Origin of the sequence: Pseudomonas sp. FSL R10-2189 (assembly GCF_009600325.1) — a bacterium.
Lineage (GTDB): Bacteria > Pseudomonadota > Gammaproteobacteria > Pseudomonadales > Pseudomonadaceae > Aquipseudomonas > Aquipseudomonas helleri.
In genome coordinates, this window is record NZ_WIVZ01000007.1 from 44,125 (window position 1) to 62,897 (window position 18,773).

Genomic DNA, 18,773 nt, shown 5'->3' on the forward strand with positions numbered 1-18,773 from the left:
ATGCGTGTGGGTGAGTTAAAAAGCAGGCTGGAGGACGACCCGTTGGCGGCGAATCTCAGCCCGCAGGCAGCATTGGACGACGTGATCTACGTGCCGGCCCGGCGGTACGGCCAATGGGCCTTTATCGCTTTTATGCTGGTGGTGTTGGGCACGGTCGGATGGGCGGTAGTCTCCAATCCGAGAATGTCCTGGGATGTTGTCGGTCATTACCTGTTTCACCCGGCGATTTTGGACGGGCTGGTACTGACGTGCTGGTTGACGGTTGTGACAACGTTTTTGGGGCTGGTCATCGGCATTGTTCTGGCGATCATGCGGCTGTCATCGAATATGTTTATTTCGGGCATGTCGGGTGTGTATGTGTGGTTTTTTCGGGGTACGCCGCTGCTGGTGCAGCTCATCATCCTTTACAACCTGGCCTCACTGTTTCCTACGTTGTCGATCAGCATTCCATTTGGCCCTACGTTATTGAGCGCCAATACCAACACGCTGATCACACCCTATGTGGCCGCGATTTTAGGCCTGTGCCTACACGAAGCGGCGTATATGGCTGAGATCGTACGGGGCGGTTTGCTGTCGTTCGACAAGGGCCAGCGCCATGCGGCGGACGCCCTTGGCATGACCGGCTGGCAAAAATTCATGCACGTGGTGCTGCCGCAGGTGTTGCCGTCGATCATCCCGCCAATCGGTAATCAACTGATCGGCATGCTCAAAATGACCTCGCTGGTGAGCGTGATCGCGCTGTCGGATCTGCTGTATTCGGTGCAGTTAATTTACTCACGGAATTACCAGACCATTCCGTTGCTGCTGGTCGCCTGCTTTTGGTATCTGGTGGCAACGACGGTGTTGTCTGGCGCGCAGCGTCTGGTTGAGCGCCGCTTTGGTAAAGGGATAGCGGTGCGATGAAAACCTCCCGTGAACAGGCCGGTGATGTACCGGTGCTGAGTGCTCAGCGCATTCATAAACGCTACGGCCAGACCGAGGTGTTGAAGGGCATTAGCCTGACCGTCCAGCGCGGCGATGTGTTGTGCCTGATTGGCCCTTCGGGGTCAGGCAAGTCGACTTTTTTGCGTTGTATCAACCAGCTTGAAACCCCCGACAGCGGGTTTATCTACGTGGATGCCGAACTGGTGGGCTACACCCGCAAGGGCAACCGTTTTTTCGGGCTGACACCGCGGGCGATTGCCCGGCAGCGTGAAAAGACCGGCATGGTGTTTCAAAACTTCAACCTGTTCGGTCACTTGACCGTGCTTGAAAACATCATCAAGGCGCCGATGCTGGTGCAGCGCAAAAGTCGCGAAGAGGCCACCGAGGCGGCGCTCGCGCTGTTAGCACGGGTGGGGCTTTCGGCCAAGGTTGATGCTTACCCGCGTCAACTGTCCGGCGGGCAACAGCAGCGCGTGGCGATTGCTCGTGCGCTGGCCATGAAGCCCTCGCTGATGCTGTTTGACGAACCCACCAGCGCGCTCGATCCGGAATTGGTGGGGGAGGTGTTGGCCGTCATGCGTGATCTGGCGGCAGAAGGCATGACCATGATCGTGGTGACCCACGAATTGCGCTTTGCCCAGGAAGTCGCCACTCGCGTGGCGTTTATGGACCACGGCGTCATCGTCGAAGCGGGCACACCGAGTGACGTGCTGGTGCACCCAAAAGAACCGCGCACCCGCGCGTTTGTCGCACGGGCGCGGGGGAATTCGTAAGTAGAAATCTGTAGGAGCGAGCTTGCCACGCGATCTTTTGATCTTTAAAAGATCGCGAGGCAAGCTCGTTCCTACAGGGGGTTAGCGGAACATCAGTGATTGATGCGCCGCTGATCCGGTTCGCGCGCCATCACCCACGGCAATGGCCACGTTGCCAGCGGCCACAGCCGCATCGCCACAGGCAAACACCCCCGGCACGCTGGTTTCGCGGGTGGCGTTGACCTTGATGAAATCCCCCATCGGTCCGGCCTCGAACTCGCAGCCCAGTTGCATGGGCAATGGGCTGGCCATGTGCATGTGCGGCTGGGTGAACACGCCTGCCAACTCAACCACACGACCGCTGGCCAGCGTCACATCCGCGTGGCCGCTGATGGACACAATCTGCTCGCGTTCCAGCGTTACCCCACGTTTTTCCAGGCTGGCCAATTGTTCGGCATCGGGCTCGAACACACCATTCAGAAACAAGGTGGTCGGGCCCCAATCCGGCAGCATCAGCGCCTGATGCAACGCCACTTGCGTGGCCGCCAACACCCCGATCGGCCCGCCGTCCAGTTCATAGCCGTGGCAATACGGGCAATGAAATACATGCTTGCCCCAGCGCTCTGCCAGCCCCGGTATTTCTGGCAGGACATCGACCATGCCGGTGGCGATGATCAAGCGCCGCGCCGCAAAGCGTTGTTCGTCAGCCGTCACCACGGCAAACCCTTCAGCACATTGGCCGGCCTTTACCGCCGATTGATCGACCCACTCAACCGTCGGGTACGCCAGCAATTGCGCCCGCGCCTGAGCGGCGATTTCGCCAGGGGCGCGGCCGTCCTGCCCCAGAAAACCGTGGGAGTGCTGGGCAAATCGATTGCGCCGAAGCCCTGCATCAATCACCAGTACCTTGCGTCGGCCCCGCGCCAGCTGTAAGCCCGCGGACAGACCGGCATAGCTCCCACCCACAATCACCACGTCGTAAACCATGATCACGCCTCTCGTTGATTCTTCGACCCCTCGAAGATTTCTCGATACAACGTAAGTTACGTGAAGTAAGTGTGTCAACACTCTCGTAACTTTTAGTGTGGCGAGCGATACTCGGCGCACCTTCACGTTTGAAACGAACGCCCATGAGAAACGACACCCGCCTGTCCCGCATGCTGCACGTCCTGATCCACATGGCGCGCCACGAACACCCGGCCACCTCCGACACCCTTGCGCAGATGCTGGGCACTAACCCCGTGGTCATTCGGCGCACCATGGCCCTGCTCAAGGAGCAAGGTTATGTACGCTCGGAAAAGGGCCATCGCGGCGGCTGGACACTGGCCAAACCGCTGGCGGACATGACCTTGCTGGACATCCACGAAGCCCTTGGCTCGGCCTCGCTGTTCGCCATCGGCCTATCCACCGACCACCCGGAATGCCTGGTTGAACAAGCCGTGAATGCCGCCCTCACCGATGCTTTCGATGCCGCTCAAGCACTGCTGATCGAGCGCCTGGGCAGTGTGACGCTGGAGCAATTGGCGGAAGATTTTGAAGCGCGTTTTCAGGGGTTGGGGCGGTGTGAGGGGGGAAGCACGGCGCAGTGATGTGGGGGAGCTTTCAGGGCCGTTAAACGACGTTAAGATCGTCGCCTTACAGCCCTTGTATTGAGAGTGCTGCAGAGGACAGTGTTATAGATCTTTAGCCAAGTAGAGCCGGTGAGACGCTGCAATATGGTCGATAAGCGCATCAGGAACCTGCGCCTTGGTCGCAAAGGTTTTCCAGTGACTGACAGCTGAAGCGACCTTTTTGATCACTGTTCGCGGATTGAAGTTGGCGATATGAGTCGCGACCCTGAGCAGGTCGTCGAGCAAAAAGTCGTCCCGCTTTCCGTTGAGTGTCATTTGGTGTTTGGCAGTCCAGTCTCCGGCGGGATTGTAGGACCAGCAGACGTCGTAGGCTGGCGTCAGTTTCCAGATACCGTCGCGCCAGACCATGAATGCAATGTTGCGTGTATGGTCATCCTGGTTGCGGGCCAAGACATTGAAAACCATGCGCCGGTAAAGCTCAATTTGCTCAAGACGACTCAGTTCCAGATCACGACAAACCATCAGGGCTGATTCATAGCTGTAAGTACCAGGGGCGTTGTAGTCCGCCTGATCCATTGCACACAGGGTTTGCACGTGCAGTTTGTCGCCGTCTTCCATTCGATCGAAGCGCTTGGTCATGAAGTGAGACCGCGATCCCTCTTGTAACAACCTGCACTCGGTCATCTCGATCCCGGCGGCCTTGGCCATCAGATGGTAGGCATACTCGACTTTACCGAACCCTTGCGGGTCACCCAGTGCGTTCTCTTTTTGGTCGACATCAAACTTGAGCAACCAATAGCTGTAGCCTTCTGGCGCCTGAATTTGACCGGAGCAAATCTCACCGCTTTTTTCATTGAGGGCAATAATGGCCTTGGCCCGTGCGCCGCCAGCAGATGAGCCAATTTTAAACAGACTTTTCAACGCCTCATCGTCGCGGTCTGTTTGGGGGGCAAGCCGTAGGCCATCGAGTTGGTCATGGCGGTCAGCCAGAATCTTGCCGGCAAGGTCGACCAGTGCGTCTATCTGCAGGCGTTCAATAGTGTCTACGGGCTTCAATGCATCAGGCTTGTATTCAAGGGCTCCCATGCCGCGGCTACCTATGTACAGCAATCGCTCGACCGGAGTGAAAGTCTTGGGGTCCCGGTTTTGGGTGGCCAGCCAGCTATCGATCACTGCATTACCGAAGTCGTCCGGTAAAGAGTCAGACAAGCATGGCGGCAGGCGTTTGAACGCTTTGTCTGGAAGCGATGCAAATTCGTAGATCACTTCAGGTTCGGCTCGCATCGTCAGCGGGGCGAGTTGCAGGCCGATCAAGCAAAACTCTGGCTCAAATTCAAACGTGCCGGTGGGAACCGGACGTGTTTCGTCCCAGAGAACGGCGCCTACTTTCCTGTCCCAGATCCATACCTCAGCGACTTTCGCCATGGTCTTTTCTCGTTGTTATTTTAGGGAAGAGCAGTTTGCCTGTAGTGCTGCCCGGATACTTCTGGCTTACATCCTTTGATGCATTTTTTGGGCGGCCTTTAGCCCTGAGGCGCAAAGAAGGGGTTTTAGAAGCTGCCAAAGGGCTGGCTGGTGCAGGGCTAGTCAGCGCTGTAAGCAGTTCCAGAGCATTGAGCTCTCTTAACGCCGCAATCAGGACGGCAAGGGTGCCTTTGCCTTTTTCAAGTTTTTGCAGGGTCGGCGTACTGACACCGATGGCTTCAGCCAGTTGCTCCTGGGTTGTGTTTTTGCGCAATCGACGCTCACGGATGGCTTTACCCAACTGAATGGCAATGGCTTCGTCAGACATGCGCTGAATACGCATAAGGTAAATAATCCTTTGTGTAATAGCTGTTTTGAGCTTTAAGCCAAATATTTGTTTGTATTGTAGGCTATAGAAAATGAAGCCTTCTATTTAATACAAATAAAAATTTATGTTATTGGTGATTTATTGGGTTTGTACAAAAAATTATTTGTATTATTTTTCTGCTGCTATTACGCAAAATACCGGCTCGGCACTTCGCCCAGAACCTTGCGAAACACGCTGGTAAACGCGCTGGGGCTGCTGTAGCCCAGGTCGGTGGCGACTCGTGTGACTGGTTCGCCGTTGCCCAGGCGCACCACTGCGGCCAATAAGCAGGCTTGCTGGCGCCATTCAACAAAGCTGATGCCGGTCTGTTGGCGAAACAGTCGGGTGAAGGTGCGGCGGCTCATGCCCACTTGTCGGGTCATGTCGTCGATCCCGATGTTCAATGACGGCTGCGCCAGCAGGTGGCGGCAGGCACGTGCAAGCCGGGGTTCGTTGGGCAGGGGCGCGTTGAGGGACAAGGGCGGCATGGCGGCGATTTCGTGCAGCAACAAGCGCATCAGCAGGCCCTCCCGTTGGGTCTCGTCGTACAACGCTGGAATGTCCTGGGCTTGCAGCAATAACTGACGCAGCAAGGACGAAACACCGAAGACCTGGCAGTGGGCGGGCAGGGCGAGTTGCATGGCGGCCGGGTTGGCAATGTACGTGTTGAGCATAGTTACCGGCCCGGCCATGGTCATTTCATGGGCCACGCCCGCCGGCACCCAGATCGCCCGTTGCGGCGGCACCACCCAGTTGCCCTGGCCGCTGAACACTGTAATCACGCCGCAAGCGGCATAGGCAAATTGCCCGCGTTGATGGGTGTGCAGCGCAAAGTGCTGCCCGTCGGGGTAGTTGTTGGCTGTGACGACGGCATCGCGTGGCGTGTTTTCGTAGGGATCTATGTTTATTTCGCGCATGGCCCAAATTTAATGAATGTTGACCTTGGAGTGCAAGCGGGCCATGGCGCTGAGTGCGCATAGTGACGTCCAGCGGATGCAGACAGGCATCCGCGCTGACGACTGGACGCCATCACGATGCAAAACAAACACCTGGCCTTGGCCATCGCCGTGACGGCGATGTGGGGGCTTAACTTTCCCATCACTAAACTGGGGCTGGCGGCCATTGATCCGCTGTTGCTCACCGCGCTGCGTTTTACGCTGGCGGCGCTACCGTGGGTGTTTTTTATCAAGCGACCGCCCATCGCCCTGAAATGGCTGGCGGCGTATGGATTGATTTTCGGCGTGGCGATGTGGGCGCTGATTAACCTGGGCATTGAAATGGGCGTGCCACCGGGCACCGCAGCGCTGTTGATTCAGTTCAGTGCGTTTTTCACGTTGGGCTGGGGCGTGTTGCTGTTTGGCGAGCGGTTGAGTGTTGGGCAGAAGCTCGGGGTAGGGCTCGGGGTGTTGGGGCTGATCAGTATCATCCTCAGCAGCCCTGGCCATGGGACGACTGTGGGCTATGGATTGCTGGTGGTCAGCGCCTTTAGCTGGAGCGTGGGCAATATCATCATCAAGCAGTCGAAGGTGCGGGAGATCTTTGCCTTTGTGGTCTGGGCCAGTCTGTTCCCGCCGCTGCCGTTGCTTGCGCTCACGTGGCTGGCACACGGCAGCGCGCCGTTTGTGAGCGTTGTTTCGCACATTGAGTGGGTGGCCGTGTTGTCGCTGTTGTTTCAGGTCTATGTCGCCACGCATTTTTGTTACTGGGGCTGGAATGTATTGCTCAGGGAATACCCGGTGTCGAGGGTTGCGCCGTTGTCGTTGTTGATTCCGGTGTTCGGGGTTGTGGGCTCGATGCTGATGCTGGGCCATCGGGTGGGGGCGAGCGAAGCGGTGTCGCTGGGGATGATGTTGCTGGCGCTGGTGGTGGGGATGGTGAGGTGGCCGCGACGGCTGGTTGGCCGGACGTAGCCACCTTGAAAGGCGGTCCTGCGGCCCGCATCGCAGCCTTCGTGCCTCGTCAGCGGCTACAAAAGCTGCATGAACCCTGTAGTCGCTGCCGAAGCATGAGGCTGCGATGGGTTGCGAAGCGACCCTGAGTGGCGGGCTACAGGGATCAGGAAGAAAACGCCCTGGCGGTCTGTGCTGCCGGGGCTGGGCGTTTGAACGAGTGTTGCCAGTCCAGCTGCGCCTGGACCACGGCGACTGCGTCCAGCACGTGTTGGGCCCAGTTTTCGTCTTCAGGGTGAACCACGACAACGCGAAAACCGTGGTCTTGACCTTCAAGCCTCACGCCTTCGGAGTCATCCACATGCAGGTCGATATCGAAGGCCGATGGCAATTTCGACGGGGCGTTTGACAGCCCGCGAGCTGCCAGCGCAAGGCTGTGGCGATCACTGTTGACCACGCCGTCAACGCGGATGCCGTACAGCATGAGCCAACGCTTGATGTAGGCCGGGGTGCGGCCGGACGAGGTGTAGACCCAAATGCTGCAGCCCTGGCGGCGCAGTTCACGGATGAGGGCGCGGGTGCCGAAACGCAGCGGTTCACCCAACCAGCGATGGACGCAATCGGGCAGGCGGCTTTGCTCGACGTCGCAATGGTGAAGCTGGCAGGCGAGGGTGTCATCGATATCAAACGAAATACGCACGCGTTGACGTTTTTGCAGCGATGTCGGGAGGCTGGCCTGAACGGCCTGCTTTAATCGACCGACCACCGTAGGGCCGTTAGCGAGGGTTGATTCCTTGTTCATCAGTGCCTTCCTTGAATGACGGTCAAGGGTTTGTCTTTAAGAAAAAACTTTCTGGGAGCCGGTGACTGATCTTCCAGGAAAGCTGCGTACTTCTTCTTGATCTTGGGCAATTCATACAACGCTCTGACGCCATGTTTGGCCGAATTGCGTATGACCGACGAAGGGTTGAAGTAGCCTTCGGCGTTTTCCAGCGTCAGTACAAACGGCGGCAAGCCTTCGCGCATGAGCAAATAGCTGACGATCAGTGAACCGCTGCGGTGATTGCCTTCGATAAACAATTGCGGCTCGCTGAGGATGCGTACATAGACCCCGGCCGCACGCTTCCACACGGATTCGTTGCGATGCGCGCCGTACCAGTTGAACAAGTCCTTTATGCCTCCCTCAACGTTGTTGAAGAAGTGCTCCTCGGTCGCCAACAGGTGCTGAGCGTATTCCAGGCGCCGCTGCGGGTCGCTGCCACACAGCACGGTCGCATTGATCTCCAGCATCAGGTTGAGTTGCTGAAGGTCAAACAGGTCGACACCCCGAGCGACATAGTCATCAATCAGCGCATAGCCTTCAAGCACATTGTTCAGCACTTCGTCGGTCAGCGGATCGCGCTGCTCGGTAAAGTGCCGGCTGAGCTCGGCAAAGCCGCTTTGAACCTCACGCAGTGAGTGTTCAATGGCTGGCAGATCAAGACGACGCGATGCAGGCATTGGTATTCCTGGAAAACAGTAAAAAGCACGTTGTAACAAACCGATGCCCGCTGACGTGCGGGCGCCTGTTACTCAGCTGAACTTGCCGGTGATGTAGTCACTGGTCATTTGTTCGCGTGGGTTATCGAAGATCTGGGTGGTAGGACCCATCTCAACCAGATAACCGGTACGGGTGCCCTGGGAGATATCCACCGAGAAAAACGCCGTGGTATCCGCCACACGAATGGCTTGCTGCATGTTGTGGGTCACCAGGGCGATGGTGTAGTCCTTTTTCAACTCGACCATCAGCTCTTCCACACGACGGGTCGCGATCGGGTCGAGTGCCGAGCACGGCTCATCCAGCAGCAGCACTTCTGGCTCGGTGGCGATGGCGCGGGCGATGCACAGGCGCTGTTGTTGACCACCGGACAGCGACAGGCCGCTGACCTTGAGCTTGTCTTTGACTTCATCCCACAGCGCCGCGCCTTGCAGGGCGTGTTTGACGCGGTCGCCAATGTCGCCCTTGTAGCGGTTGAGGCGCAGGCCGAAGGCAACGTTGTCGAAGATGCTCATCGAGAACGGGTTCGGTTGCTGGAACACCATGCCGATGTAGCGGCGTACCACAACCGGGTCTACACCTTTGCCGTAAACGTCCTGCCCCAAGAAGTGCACGTGGCCTTCAAAGCGGAAGCCTTTGACCAGGTCGTTCATGCGATTGAGGCTACGCAGCACAGTACTTTTGCCGCAGCCAGACGGGCCGATAAAGCCGGTAATTTTGTTCTTTTCAATCGGCACATGGCTGTCACGGACGGCCAGGAAGTTGCCGTAGAAAATCTTGTCCAGCTTGCAGTCCATGACCACAGGGACCTGGGTGATAAACGGAGCGGCTATTTGCGCAGTTGATACGTTCAAAATCAGGTGCTCCCTATCTCAATACTTTGGCTTGCCGAAAATACGGCTGACGATATTCACGAGCAGTACGATCATCACCAGCACCAGCGAAGCTGCCCAGGCAAGTTCGAGCTGGTTGTCGAAGGGCATGCCAGAGAAGTTGTAAATCAGTACGGCAAGCGAGGCCGTTGGATTCATCACCGCCAGGCTGCCGTCGTGGTAGATCCAGTAGTTGCTGAACAGTGCGGTAAACAGCAGCGGTGCGGTTTCACCGGCGGCGCGTGCGACGGCGAGCATCACACCGGTCAAAATGGCCGGCAGGCCGGTGGGCAAGACGATTTTCCAGATGACTTGCGAGCGGGTGCAGCCCATGCCGTAAGCGGCGTCTTTCATGATCTTGGGCACCATCTTCATCGACTCTTCAGCCGTCAGCACCACGATCGGCAGCATCAACACCGCCAGGGCCACGCCACCGGCAGGCGCCGAGTAGGTCCCGGTGGTCATCACCACCAGCGCGTAGGCAAATACACCGGCCAGAATCGACGGCAGGCCGGTGAGCATTTTGGCGGCAAAGCGCGAGGCGTTGGCCAGCTTGCTGTCCGGGCCCAGCTCTGCGAGGAACACGGCAGCCAGGATGCCGACCGGCACCGCGATGGCGGCAGCGATACCGACCATCACAAACGTACCGGCCAAGGCGTTACCGAAACCGCCGCCGGTCTCAAAGCCGGTGGGTGGCAGCTCGGTGAACACCTCGAGGCTCAGGCGTGCACCGCCGCGGGTGATCAACATATAAAGCACGGAAATCAGCGGCACACTGGCCAGCAACGCGCCAAACCACACCAGCGTGGTCAGTATCAGGCTGCGCAGCGAGCGGCCTTCGAGCCGGCGTTGCAGGCTTGGCAGCGCCTTGGTAGGGGACGTGAGGTTTGTCATTACTTATGACCCCGCTGGGCGTAGAGCATGATCATGGAGCCGAACACGTTAACCAGCAGCGTGATGAACATCAGCACCAGGGCTGCGTACATCAGCACTTCGATCTCGTTGGGCCCGGCTTCAGGGAAGTTCAGTGCCAGCAAGGCGGCCAGTGTATTGGCCGGCGCAAACAGAGACAGTGAAATATTGTTTGCATTGCCTACCAGCATCGCCAGGGCCATGGTTTCACCCAGCGCACGGCCGAGGCCGAGTACCAGGGAGCCGAAAATACCGGTGGCGGCCGATGGCACCATCACCTTGAGAATCGCTTCCCAGTGGGTGGTGCCCATGCCGTAGGCGGCTTGCTTGGTTTTCATCGGGACGGCGGTGAGGGCGTCCTGCGAAACAGCAGCAATGGTGGGCAGAATCATGATTGCCAGTACCAGTGCCGCGGGGAGAAGTCCCGGCCCGCTCAAAGAGGTGCCGAAGAAAGGAATCCAGCCCAGCTCAGTGTTCAGCCACGCGGTCAGCGGGCGAATAGCCGGTATCACCACGTAGATGCCCCACAGGCCATACACCACACTCGGGATGGCGGCGAGCAGTTCTACGATGGTACGAAACACAGCAGCCAGCCGGGCTGGCAAGAAATCCTGGGTCAGGAAAATCGCCATGCTGACGCCGAATACACCTGCGATCAACAGCGCGATAAAAGCACTGTAAAGCGTGCCCCAAATAGCCGGCAGAATGCCGTATTTGCCTTGGTTAACGTCCCAGACACTGCCGAAAATCACGTCGAAACCGTGCTTTTCCATGCCGGGAAGGGCCTTGCGTCCTACCTCGAATACCAAGGCGAAGACCAACGCCAGAATCAAAACGACCCCTATACGAGCGAGTGCACGGAAGGTGCGATCAACCAGAAAGTCCTTCGCGGACGGTGGTTGGCAAGCAGAATCCGGATTAACCGGTACGACAAATGGTGTATTCATTGGCTAATTCCGGAGCTGGGGGGACACTCTCCCGGCATGGCAAGCGCCTGCCGGGAGAGACCTCACGCGTGTTACTGGATGTTGGCAGACGCTTTGCGAACTTGATCAACAACCGACGGTGGCAGCGGGATGTAGCCCATCGAGTCAGAGATTTTCTGACCTTCAGTCAGGCCGTACTCAACCATTTCACGCATGGCTTTGGCCTTGGCCGGGTTTTCGTTGTGCTTGCGGAAGATCATCCAGGTGTACGTGGTGATCGGGTAAGACTTGGCACCGTCCGGATCTGGCAGCCAGGCCACCAGGTCTTCTGGCATCTTCACCGCAGCCAAGGCTTCGGCACCGCTTTCAGCGTTAGGCACAACATACTCGCCGGCCTTGTTTTGCAGTTGAGCGAAGTCAACTTTGGCCAGTTTGGCGAAGCCGTATTCGATGTAACCGATGGCGCCTGGGGTCTGACGAACGGTGGCAGTCACACCATCGTTTTTAGGCGATTTGATGAACTTGTCGCTGGCAGGCCAGTTAACGGTGTTGCCTTCACCCAGGTCTTTTTTGAACTCAGGGTTGATGGCAGCCAAGTGCTTGGTGAAGACCGCGGTGGTACCGCTGGAGTCAGCACGCACCACCACAGTGATCGGCAGATCAGGCAGCTTCAGGCCAGGGTTGGCGGCAGCGATCAGTGGGTCGTTCCACTTGGTGATCTTGCCCAGGAAGATGTTGGAGTAAACATCGCGTGGCAATTTCAGCTCTTTCGGGTTGCCTGGCAGGTTGAACGCCAAGACGATTTCACCGGCGGTCATTGGCAGCAATTGCACGCCTTCAGCCACTTTAGCGATGTCTTCTTTGCTCATTGCCGAGTCGCTTGCAGCGAAATCAACGGTCTTGTTCAAAAAGTCCTGAACGCCCGCACCGCTGCCCTTGGACTGATAGTCCACGGTGACACCAGGGGTTTTCTTGCTGAAATCTTTAAACCAGGTCAGGTAAATCGGAGCCGGGAAACTGGCACCGGAACCTGTCAGACGTACGCTCTCAGCAGCAAACGCCGCCGACGTAGCGCAGAGAGAAACAGCAACAGCCAGTGCAGCAGACTTCATTAAGCTTTTCATCAAAGAAATTCCGTGTGAGATCGGGCCCGAGAACTTTGCAACAATCGTGTGACACTTTTATGAATGCCGATTGTTCTTACAGGGTCATCAGCACCCTGGGTGTCCCTCGATCTGGGTCCTTCGCACACTGAAACGGGCGAGTTACTTCACTCCCATGCTTAATTCCTAATGGTGGAAACTGCTGCGTTGATCGACGCCAGGGCGCTTTGAGGTTGGAGACTAGACGGGTGCGCGAAGGTGGAAATGCCTGAATGTCGACATTAATTAACCTTTATCGTTTGTGCTCGCCTGTCTCGCTCCGGGCTCTCCAAACATCTCGCAGGTGGGTGCGTAACGCTTTTAAAACAGCGGACTACTGAGACACAGAGGCCGCAGACGCCCCAAAACTGCATTATCGTGAGGTTATGGCTTTGTGCTAGCATCCCCGCGCGAAGCGAATTGTCGGCTCGCCCAGGAATTCGGTTAAGGATGACGCACGTTGAAACCCATCAGAGTGCTGCAAGTGCTGGCCAGGCTGGTGACTCGCAGCCTGTTGCTTGTGCTGCTGTGCAGCGCGTTCGCCGCGCAGGCCGACCAGGAGATCGGTCGCTTTAATTCGGTGAGCGGGCCTTTCAGTCACATGGAAACCCCGACTGGCCGAGCGTATTTGAACCTGCACGAGCGTAAGATGCAGGTGCAACTGCCGGACGACTGGCGTGAAAGCACCGTCGAAACCACGATGGAGCTGGACGGCGACACGGCGGTGGTCATGAGCTACCGCACTGCCCAGTGCGATTCGCAAACTGCGCTGGTGGTGATCTCCGGCAAGTCTGTCTGGGGCCCCTATCGACTGGGCGGCTGTGGCGACATTCTGGCCTTCCAGCGCAGTGAGAACGGCGAGAACTTTGTCGCCATGCAGATGAATGGCCAGCACTCCGAGGCTTGGACCTACTCTTCGAAAGATAAAAACTTCCGTGGGCCGATGAAGATCGACCTGCCGGGGCTGCTGCTTGGCCTGTCCAAAGCCAAACCAGCGATTGACCCCGCACCGGCGCCCAAGCCTCCAGTGCCCCCTAAGCCTGTGCCAGTGCCTGTGCCTGCCCCTGCCCCTGCGCCCAAGCCCATACCCAAACCGGAGCCCAAAGAGGCGATTGCTTCTACGCTGCCGCAGCCGGTGGCGGATGCCGTCGTTGAACACGCTCAGGCGACTGCGACACCCCGTCGCCGACTGGTGATCAACTTGATCTCCAGCGCGGAGCCCGGGTTTTGACCGGCCTCACACCGAGTGGGTTGTTGCACTGGCTACGCAAAGACAAGAACCCGCTGCCCCGGCATCAAGAGCGTGTACTGGTTGTGGTGATGCTGACCCTGACGCTGCTGTACCTGATTGTCGAAATGGGTTTCAACGCCCGTTTGCTGGATGTCGTCGGTGGTCTGGCCAGCCAGCATCAAGTGGAGTCCATCGAGGTTTACGGACGCTTGATCGCCGGCACGGCGGTGGCCCTGCTGGGGTTGGGGGCGGTGCTGAAAAGGAGTTTGCGCCAAGGCTGGAGCCGTCTTCGCACAACGATCTGTGCGCTTCTGGTGATCGTCGCCTGCATCGGCACCACGTACTATGCGCAATTGGCATTGGTCAATCACCTGGTGGATCGCTCGACGCCCGATGAGCGCGCGCGTGCGGCCTTGGGTGTGCCGGCTACGTACTTGGTGAGGCACGACGATTTCCAACTGGCCGGTCTCAACCTCACCGGCGAAGAGTTGCAGAGCCCCGAGGGCAAGACCCTGCTGGCGACGTTGCCCAATATGCTGCTGTCGGCAGATCACCTGATCGAAAAAATCAAACCCCAGGCTCAGCTGTTTTTCGAGCTGTTTGCCGAAACCGTGCGCGGCAACGTTGCGGTCAATTATCGTCACTACCAAGACTCCCTCGCCGAACTGAACGAGAGCTATCGCCAGTACCAATTGGGCAGTAGCCGTTACCTGGAGGCGATCAGCGCGGCCTCTATCGCCCGGCGCCAACAGCAGGCCTGGAGCGATTACGAGCAGAGCCTCAAACAACGTAATCGCCGCCTGACCCCCAACAATGTACCCAGGCGCCATGCCAACACAGTCCGCCAGTCGCTGCGCGAGAAGGGCATTGCGGTGGCCGACGATTGGCGCCCCAATGACCGTGCGGGTTTCAATCGGGCCGTGGCCAAGCGCGTGCAACTGGATGCCCGCAGCGCCTATGCCTCCGGGCTGAAGTCGGTCGACCGATGGATCGATCCGGGCTTGCCGCGCGGGCAGTTTTTTGCGCAGTTGCCGATACAGAACAAATGGCGCGATGCTTTGCATTTGCCCTACATGATCACCTTGCAACCCGACCTGTCACTTGGCGGCTTTGAGCAGACCGTGTACCGGCCGACCATTAGCCATGATGCCAAACAGTTAATCGAAGATCGCCTGGTGGACCCGCAGAGCTACCGCGACAGAGGCGAAAAGGCGCAAATCGGTCGTGACAGTTACCGGGCTCTGATTGTGCCGATGATCGCCCTGTTGTTTTCCCTGCTCGGCGCCTTTACCCACATCTTCAAGTGCCTGGGGTTCTTCGGGCGGGCGCTGTGTTATGTGCCGCCGAGGCTCTACATGGCCGCCTTCGCAGGCTATGCGCTGGTGGTGCTGGCGGTGCCGATGCTCTGGACCAATAAGGTGACCGAACAACCGCTGTTTCTCGACCTCAAGCGCCAGAACGGCTCCACGCTTGGGGTAATGGGCTGGCTCATTGCCCACAGTGTGCAGTGGACGGCGCAGGTCCAGCCGGTGTTTTACCCGCTTAACGAACGGGTGCGCCTGCACCTGCTCGGGGGCCTGTCCTACGGGTATCAGCCTCAATGAATGCTCATTTTCACTCTCGAAAGGAATCGCCCTTGTCACGTGCACTTGTTGTATCGACCGTGTTGCTCGCCTGTAGCGGCTTGTTGTTGAGTGGTTGCCAGAACTCGCCCGTGGGCAGTACGGCGGTCGGTGGTGTGCTCGGTTGCATTGGTGGCGCGGCGATTGCGGCCGGTACGGGTGGCAATCCTCGCGTCGGTTGCGCCATTGGTGCGGCCTTGGGCGCGCCGACCGGTTACTACGTGGGTCGCCAAAAAGACCTGGAAAACGCCCGTCAAGCCAAGGCGGCCATCGAGCGCCAGTCGGGCGATGTCGCGGTGGTGCAACTGACGACCCGTCAGGAGGCGGTACCGGTAGACAAGCGCAATGACGTTGGCGCGGCCAGTGTCGAAAGCATGGACTCGATGCAGGTCAACGTCCCGCAGGCCTTGGTGAAAAAACGCGACAAACACCTCCAGCAGCCGCTGTCGCAAGTGGGCAACTACGTGTCCAGCGCCAGCAGCAACGCCAACATCGTCGTCACCACCCGCAGCAAGAGCGACTTCAACTACATCGTCGCCAACATCAAGAAGGGCTACAGCGGCAAGGTCACGCCTGACAAAGTGACCTACGAGTACCGCGAGTTGACGCGAGGTACCCAATCGGCGATCCAGGTGGTGCCGAACGCTCAGGTGTAAGCGGGCTGGGCAGGTTTGCCCTCAAGTAAAAAAAGGCACTGGTGAGCAATCGCCAGTGCCTTTTTTTTTGCCTGTTTGTGGCCTATCAATCCGCTATTAGCCCATCTGTATGACTTACCCCGTACTCGCGCACTGATACAGTCAGGCCTCAATGGATACCTGAATACTTCACCGCCGCTGCTGCCCGAGAGGGCACATTCAAGGCGCGCAAGAGTGCCGACACATGAATACGCACGGTAAAGGGCGAAATAGAGAGCACCTTGGCAATTTCCTTGTTGGTCTTGCCGTCCGCAATCAGGCGCAGTACTTCCTGCTGGCGAGTGGTGAGCACATGGGTGTGCAGTGGCAGCAAGCCCGAGGGCGTACATTTAACCAGCACATTGCCTTCCCGAATGGCCAGCAGCACCTGCCCGATGTCGTCTGGGGCGATATTTTTGCCAATAAAGCCGTCGATGCCCAAAGCCATCACCTGCTCGATCAGCGCCGGGTCATCGACCATCGACACGACGATCAGCGTGGTGCGCCGCAATGTTTGTCTCAGTTCATGCAAAAGGCTCATGCAGGTCAAACCGGGAAAGCGCAGGTCAAGAATCAGTGTGTCGACTTCTTCGCCCGTTTGTATCAACGCCTTGACCGTCTGAAAGTCGCCCGCCTGCTCTACCGTCGCCTCAGGTAACAGGCGTTGCACGGTGCGCAACATCCCCTCGCGAAACATCGGGTGGTCGTCGGCAATAATGATTCTGCATGACATATCGTGTTTTACCTTGAGTCAGGCTTTTTATAAGGATGGCTTTAGCATCGAGCCTGTTGATAACCCGTAGGGCCCATCACGGCCTGCCAGATGCTCAGTTCAGGATGCTCTGTATGACGTTTCAGAAGAACACCGAACTCGACCAGGCCAACTTGCGCATCATTGTGACCCTCTGCGCCATTGGCTACATCAGCGTGCTGGGCTTTCTGCCTGGGCACCAGGTAGAGCGTTATCTCCCTGTCATCCTTTATTACGTGCTGTTCCTGCTGGCGTCCATTGGCTTTCGTTACGCCATTTCTCAGTGGCCCGGGCATTACCCTGTGCGCCGAATATTGGGGATGGTTCACGACTACACCGGGACCTCGTTCGGGTTGATCGTCGGCGCAGAAGCGGCGCTGCCTCTCTACGCGGTGATGGTCTGGATCAACTTGGGTAACGGCATGCGCTATGGCTCGCGCTACCTGGCCATTGCCACAGCGCTGGCGCTGCTGGCGTTAATGATCGTCTACTGGCTGACACCCTGGTGGCGGACGCAACCTTTTATGGTGCTGATGCTGATGATCACCAGCACGGTGATTCCGCTGTATGCCCACCTCTTGCTGGAGCGTACGCGCAAAGCTTCTGAAGAAGCCGTGGCCGCCAACCTGGAAAAATCGCGCTTTCTGGCCCAGGCCAGCCATGACCTGCGCCAGCCCATCCATTCCATCGGCCTTTTTACCGCGTGCTTGCGCGAAGCCCGCCTGGGGGATGACGAGCAACGCCTGGTGGACAGCATCGACCGCTCGCTCCTCAACGTTTCGCAACTCTTTCGCTCGATACTCGACCTCTACACCCTGGACAACGGCCGCGTACTGCCCACCTTTCAGCCCCTGCACCTGGGGGACTTTTTGGCCGACGTGGTGCGGCAAAATGCCGAGGCTGCGCGTTGGGCCGGTGTTGAATTGCGCCTGAGGCCTTGCCCGCATTGGGTCCGGGCTGACCCTGTGCTGCTCACAACCATGGTGCAAAACGTACTGTCCAATTGCTTCAAGTACGGTGCCCAGCGCCCGGTATTGATCGGCGTGCGCAAGCGCGGTAGTGGGCTTGCGATCGAGGTTCATGATCAGGGGCGGGGGATTGATAAAGAGCACCTGCTAAAAGTGTTTGAAGAGTTTTACCGCGTGCGCCATCAGCGCGACAAAGACGTTGAAGGCGTGGGCCTGGGCCTTTCCATCGTCAAGCGTCTGGGCTACTTGATGAACCTTGAAGTTGCTATCCGCTCGCGGGTGGGGCACGGCACGTCAGTCTGCTTGAATGGTTTAGCGCCGACAGTGCCGCCGCCAACCGTTGCCCCTCAAGAAGGCGAGCACAAAGCCTGGCTGCTCACAGGCTTGAAAGTCTGCCTGATCGAAGATGATCACAACGTATTAATGGCCACCCGCGCACTGCTGGAGCGCTGGGGCTGCACAGTGCAGGCCGAATTGACCGGGCAAAACCTGAGCAGCGACTGCGACGTCATCATCGCCGACTATGACCTGGGCAACCACGCAACCGGCATCGAGTGCATCAACAGCCTGCGCCAACAACGCGGCTGGGCGGTGCCCGCGTTGATACTCAGCGGGCACGACACCGATAAAATCCAGACACAGCTTCGAGAAAACAATATCGCCATCCTCTCCAAACCCGTGCGCCCGACAGAATTACGCACAACATTGCGAGAACTCGCGCGCAAACAAGCGGGTTAACCAGCCGTTAGCGCGAGTGCGAGCTTACTGCTTATTGCACTGCGCGCCCGCCCCCATGCCCATGGACGCGAGAGCCACCATCGGGCCGCTGGGCAACTCACACGTATATTCCCCGCCGGCGGTTTTAACGCTGAAGTACGTCGTATTGAAATCATTGCGGATGTTCGAAATATCCGTAACCGGCTTACCAATACTGGTTTGAGCGCGACTCTTAAGATCACCCTCCGCAGGCTTGACCACCTGGCACCCGGACATGCCGATAGCCAACGTGCCGAATACAGTAAGAACCGTCATTGAGTGAAAAAGCTTCATGGCAACCTCTGGGGAGTGCTGATTATTTTTTGATGGGGTATTGGATTGGCGGGGCTTTATGAGGCGCACTGAACATCGCAGGGGCAGGCCCTGTTATAGCTACTGGCTAACCGTTCAAGGT

Annotated in this window: 20 protein-coding genes; 8 read left to right on the forward strand and 12 right to left on the reverse strand. The window is 58.0% G+C overall.

Annotated elements, in window-relative coordinates; all coding sequences use genetic code 11:
- Both GHO32_RS07960 and GHO32_RS07965 read left to right on the forward strand, forming a co-directional pair.
- Entirely contained in the window at positions 1 to 903 is a 903-nt protein-coding gene (locus tag GHO32_RS07960) for an amino acid ABC transporter permease (protein ID WP_218576896.1), read from the forward strand.
- A complete protein-coding gene (locus GHO32_RS07965) occupies positions 900 to 1,697 on the forward strand; it encodes an amino acid ABC transporter ATP-binding protein (RefSeq protein ID WP_153334065.1) in 798 nt (265 codons plus the stop codon). Before GHO32_RS07960 ends, GHO32_RS07965 begins: the two co-directional genes overlap by 4 nt.
- Before the next feature lie 81 nt (positions 1,698 to 1,778).
- Here GHO32_RS07965 and GHO32_RS07970 read toward each other — a convergent pair whose 3' ends face one another.
- Positions 1,779 to 2,663 carry an NAD(P)/FAD-dependent oxidoreductase gene (locus tag GHO32_RS07970; RefSeq protein WP_153334063.1) on the reverse strand — a complete coding sequence of 295 codons (885 nt, stop codon included), beginning with the start codon at positions 2,661 to 2,663 and terminating at the stop codon, positions 1,779 to 1,781.
- Positions 2,664 to 2,806: 143 nt separating this feature from the next.
- On the opposite strand from GHO32_RS07970, the gene GHO32_RS07975 reads away from it, so the two are divergent.
- Positions 2,807 to 3,265 carry an Rrf2 family transcriptional regulator gene (locus GHO32_RS07975; RefSeq protein ID WP_153334061.1) on the forward strand — a complete coding sequence of 153 codons (459 nt, stop codon included), beginning with the start codon at positions 2,807 to 2,809 and terminating at the stop codon, positions 3,263 to 3,265.
- Between the two features lie 84 nt (positions 3,266 to 3,349).
- Here GHO32_RS07975 and GHO32_RS07980 read toward each other — a convergent pair whose 3' ends face one another.
- From GHO32_RS07980 to GHO32_RS07990, 3 genes are all read right to left on the reverse strand, one after another.
- Entirely contained in the window at positions 3,350 to 4,672 is a 1,323-nt protein-coding gene (locus GHO32_RS07980) for a type II toxin-antitoxin system HipA family toxin (protein ID WP_153334058.1), read from the reverse strand.
- Positions 4,656 to 5,039 (reverse strand): helix-turn-helix domain-containing protein, encoded by a 384-nt coding sequence (locus GHO32_RS07985; protein WP_178110030.1) that lies wholly within the window; start codon positions 5,037 to 5,039, stop codon positions 4,656 to 4,658. The genes GHO32_RS07980 and GHO32_RS07985 overlap by 17 nt, the downstream gene beginning before the upstream one ends.
- 185 nt (positions 5,040 to 5,224) lie before the next feature.
- Positions 5,225 to 5,995, reverse strand: coding sequence for a helix-turn-helix domain-containing protein (locus GHO32_RS07990; protein ID WP_153334056.1), 771 nt, complete (start codon positions 5,993 to 5,995; stop codon positions 5,225 to 5,227).
- 117 nt (positions 5,996 to 6,112) lie between these two features.
- On the opposite strand from GHO32_RS07990, the gene GHO32_RS07995 reads away from it, so the two are divergent.
- Positions 6,113 to 6,988, forward strand: a complete 876-nt coding sequence (locus GHO32_RS07995) for an EamA family transporter (protein ID WP_153334054.1) — start codon at positions 6,113 to 6,115, stop codon at positions 6,986 to 6,988.
- Positions 6,989 to 7,133: 145 nt separating this feature from the next.
- On the opposite strand, the gene GHO32_RS08000 is transcribed toward GHO32_RS07995, so the two are convergent.
- The 6 genes from GHO32_RS08000 to pstS form a co-directional block, all read right to left on the reverse strand.
- The gene (locus GHO32_RS08000; RefSeq protein WP_256665507.1) at positions 7,134 to 7,769 is read right to left on the reverse strand and encodes a hypothetical protein; all 636 of its coding nucleotides are present in this window, start codon (positions 7,767 to 7,769) and stop codon (positions 7,134 to 7,136) included.
- The gene (locus GHO32_RS08005; protein WP_048372868.1) at positions 7,769 to 8,467 is read right to left on the reverse strand and encodes a hypothetical protein; all 699 of its coding nucleotides are present in this window, start codon (positions 8,465 to 8,467) and stop codon (positions 7,769 to 7,771) included. Before GHO32_RS08005 ends, GHO32_RS08000 begins: the two co-directional genes overlap by 1 nt.
- Before the next feature lie 72 nt (positions 8,468 to 8,539).
- On the reverse strand, positions 8,540 to 9,301 hold the full coding sequence (pstB, locus tag GHO32_RS08010) for a phosphate ABC transporter ATP-binding protein PstB (protein WP_019410462.1): 762 nt from the start codon (positions 9,299 to 9,301) through the stop codon (positions 8,540 to 8,542).
- Between the two features lie 75 nt (positions 9,302 to 9,376).
- On the reverse strand, positions 9,377 to 10,270 hold the full coding sequence (gene pstA / locus GHO32_RS08015; protein WP_048372866.1) for a phosphate ABC transporter permease PstA: 894 nt from the start codon (positions 10,268 to 10,270) through the stop codon (positions 9,377 to 9,379).
- Positions 10,270 to 11,235, reverse strand: coding sequence for a phosphate ABC transporter permease subunit PstC (pstC, locus tag GHO32_RS08020; protein ID WP_153334052.1), 966 nt, complete (start codon positions 11,233 to 11,235; stop codon positions 10,270 to 10,272). Before pstC ends, pstA begins: the two co-directional genes overlap by 1 nt.
- Before the next feature lie 71 nt (positions 11,236 to 11,306).
- Positions 11,307 to 12,338, reverse strand: coding sequence for a phosphate ABC transporter substrate-binding protein PstS (gene pstS / locus GHO32_RS08025; protein WP_048372862.1), 1,032 nt, complete (start codon positions 12,336 to 12,338; stop codon positions 11,307 to 11,309).
- Between the two features lie 478 nt (positions 12,339 to 12,816).
- Here pstS and GHO32_RS26445 point away from each other — a divergent pair, with 478 nt between their 5' ends.
- The 3 genes from GHO32_RS26445 to GHO32_RS08040 are packed head-to-tail and all read left to right on the forward strand — an operon-like array spanning position 12,817 to position 15,865.
- On the forward strand, positions 12,817 to 13,587 hold the full coding sequence (locus GHO32_RS26445) for a hypothetical protein (RefSeq protein ID WP_178113858.1): 771 nt from the start codon (positions 12,817 to 12,819) through the stop codon (positions 13,585 to 13,587).
- Positions 13,584 to 15,191 carry a hypothetical protein gene (locus GHO32_RS08035; RefSeq protein WP_153334050.1) on the forward strand — a complete coding sequence of 536 codons (1,608 nt, stop codon included), beginning with the start codon at positions 13,584 to 13,586 and terminating at the stop codon, positions 15,189 to 15,191. The genes GHO32_RS26445 and GHO32_RS08035 overlap by 4 nt, the downstream gene beginning before the upstream one ends.
- A 32-nt stretch (positions 15,192 to 15,223) precedes the next feature.
- Positions 15,224 to 15,865 (forward strand): glycine zipper domain-containing protein, encoded by a 642-nt coding sequence (locus GHO32_RS08040; protein ID WP_178113859.1) that lies wholly within the window; start codon positions 15,224 to 15,226, stop codon positions 15,863 to 15,865.
- Positions 15,866 to 16,013: 148 nt separating this feature from the next.
- Here the strand turns inward: GHO32_RS08040 and GHO32_RS08045 are convergent, their stop codons facing one another.
- Positions 16,014 to 16,616, reverse strand: a complete 603-nt coding sequence (locus GHO32_RS08045; RefSeq protein WP_153334045.1) for a response regulator transcription factor — start codon at positions 16,614 to 16,616, stop codon at positions 16,014 to 16,016.
- Positions 16,617 to 16,729: 113 nt separating this feature from the next.
- Between GHO32_RS08045 and GHO32_RS08050 the strand changes: the two genes are divergently transcribed.
- Entirely contained in the window at positions 16,730 to 18,340 is a 1,611-nt protein-coding gene (locus GHO32_RS08050) for a hybrid sensor histidine kinase/response regulator (protein WP_153334043.1), read from the forward strand.
- A gap of 24 nt (positions 18,341 to 18,364) precedes the next feature.
- Here GHO32_RS08050 and GHO32_RS08055 read toward each other — a convergent pair whose 3' ends face one another.
- A complete protein-coding gene (locus GHO32_RS08055; RefSeq protein WP_153334042.1) occupies positions 18,365 to 18,652 on the reverse strand; it encodes a hypothetical protein in 288 nt (95 codons plus the stop codon).
- Between the last annotated feature and the right edge of the window lie 121 nt (positions 18,653 to 18,773).

What these genes read in the sequence shown, in the direction of transcription:
- GHO32_RS07960 (WP_218576896.1), top strand. Translation starts at nt 1, where the DNA reads ATGCGTGTGGGTGAGTTAAAAAGCAGGCTGGAGGACGACCCGTTGGCG.
- GHO32_RS07965 (WP_153334065.1), top strand. Translation starts at nt 900, where the DNA reads ATGAAAACCTCCCGTGAACAGGCCGGTGATGTACCGGTGCTGAGTGCT.
- GHO32_RS07970 (WP_153334063.1), bottom strand. Translation starts at nt 2,663, where the DNA reads ATGGTTTACGACGTGGTGATTGTGGGTGGGAGCTATGCCGGTCTGTCC.
- GHO32_RS07975 (WP_153334061.1), top strand. Translation starts at nt 2,807, where the DNA reads ATGAGAAACGACACCCGCCTGTCCCGCATGCTGCACGTCCTGATCCAC.
- GHO32_RS07980 (WP_153334058.1), bottom strand. Translation starts at nt 4,672, where the DNA reads ATGGCGAAAGTCGCTGAGGTATGGATCTGGGACAGGAAAGTAGGCGCC.
- GHO32_RS07985 (WP_178110030.1), bottom strand. Translation starts at nt 5,039, where the DNA reads ATGTCTGACGAAGCCATTGCCATTCAGTTGGGTAAAGCCATCCGTGAG.
- GHO32_RS07990 (WP_153334056.1), bottom strand. Translation starts at nt 5,995, where the DNA reads ATGCGCGAAATAAACATAGATCCCTACGAAAACACGCCACGCGATGCC.
- GHO32_RS07995 (WP_153334054.1), top strand. Translation starts at nt 6,113, where the DNA reads ATGCAAAACAAACACCTGGCCTTGGCCATCGCCGTGACGGCGATGTGG.
- GHO32_RS08000 (WP_256665507.1), bottom strand. Translation starts at nt 7,769, where the DNA reads ATGAACAAGGAATCAACCCTCGCTAACGGCCCTACGGTGGTCGGTCGA.
- GHO32_RS08005 (WP_048372868.1), bottom strand. Translation starts at nt 8,467, where the DNA reads ATGCCTGCATCGCGTCGTCTTGATCTGCCAGCCATTGAACACTCACTG.
- pstB (WP_019410462.1), bottom strand. Translation starts at nt 9,301, where the DNA reads ATGGACTGCAAGCTGGACAAGATTTTCTACGGCAACTTCCTGGCCGTC.
- pstA (WP_048372866.1), bottom strand. Translation starts at nt 10,270, where the DNA reads ATGACAAACCTCACGTCCCCTACCAAGGCGCTGCCAAGCCTGCAACGC.
- pstC (WP_153334052.1), bottom strand. Translation starts at nt 11,235, where the DNA reads ATGAATACACCATTTGTCGTACCGGTTAATCCGGATTCTGCTTGCCAA.
- pstS (WP_048372862.1), bottom strand. Translation starts at nt 12,338, where the DNA reads ATGAAAAGCTTAATGAAGTCTGCTGCACTGGCTGTTGCTGTTTCTCTC.
- GHO32_RS08045 (WP_153334045.1), bottom strand. Translation starts at nt 16,616, where the DNA reads ATGTCATGCAGAATCATTATTGCCGACGACCACCCGATGTTTCGCGAG.
- GHO32_RS08050 (WP_153334043.1), top strand. Translation starts at nt 16,730, where the DNA reads ATGACGTTTCAGAAGAACACCGAACTCGACCAGGCCAACTTGCGCATC.
- GHO32_RS08055 (WP_153334042.1), bottom strand. Translation starts at nt 18,652, where the DNA reads ATGAAGCTTTTTCACTCAATGACGGTTCTTACTGTATTCGGCACGTTG.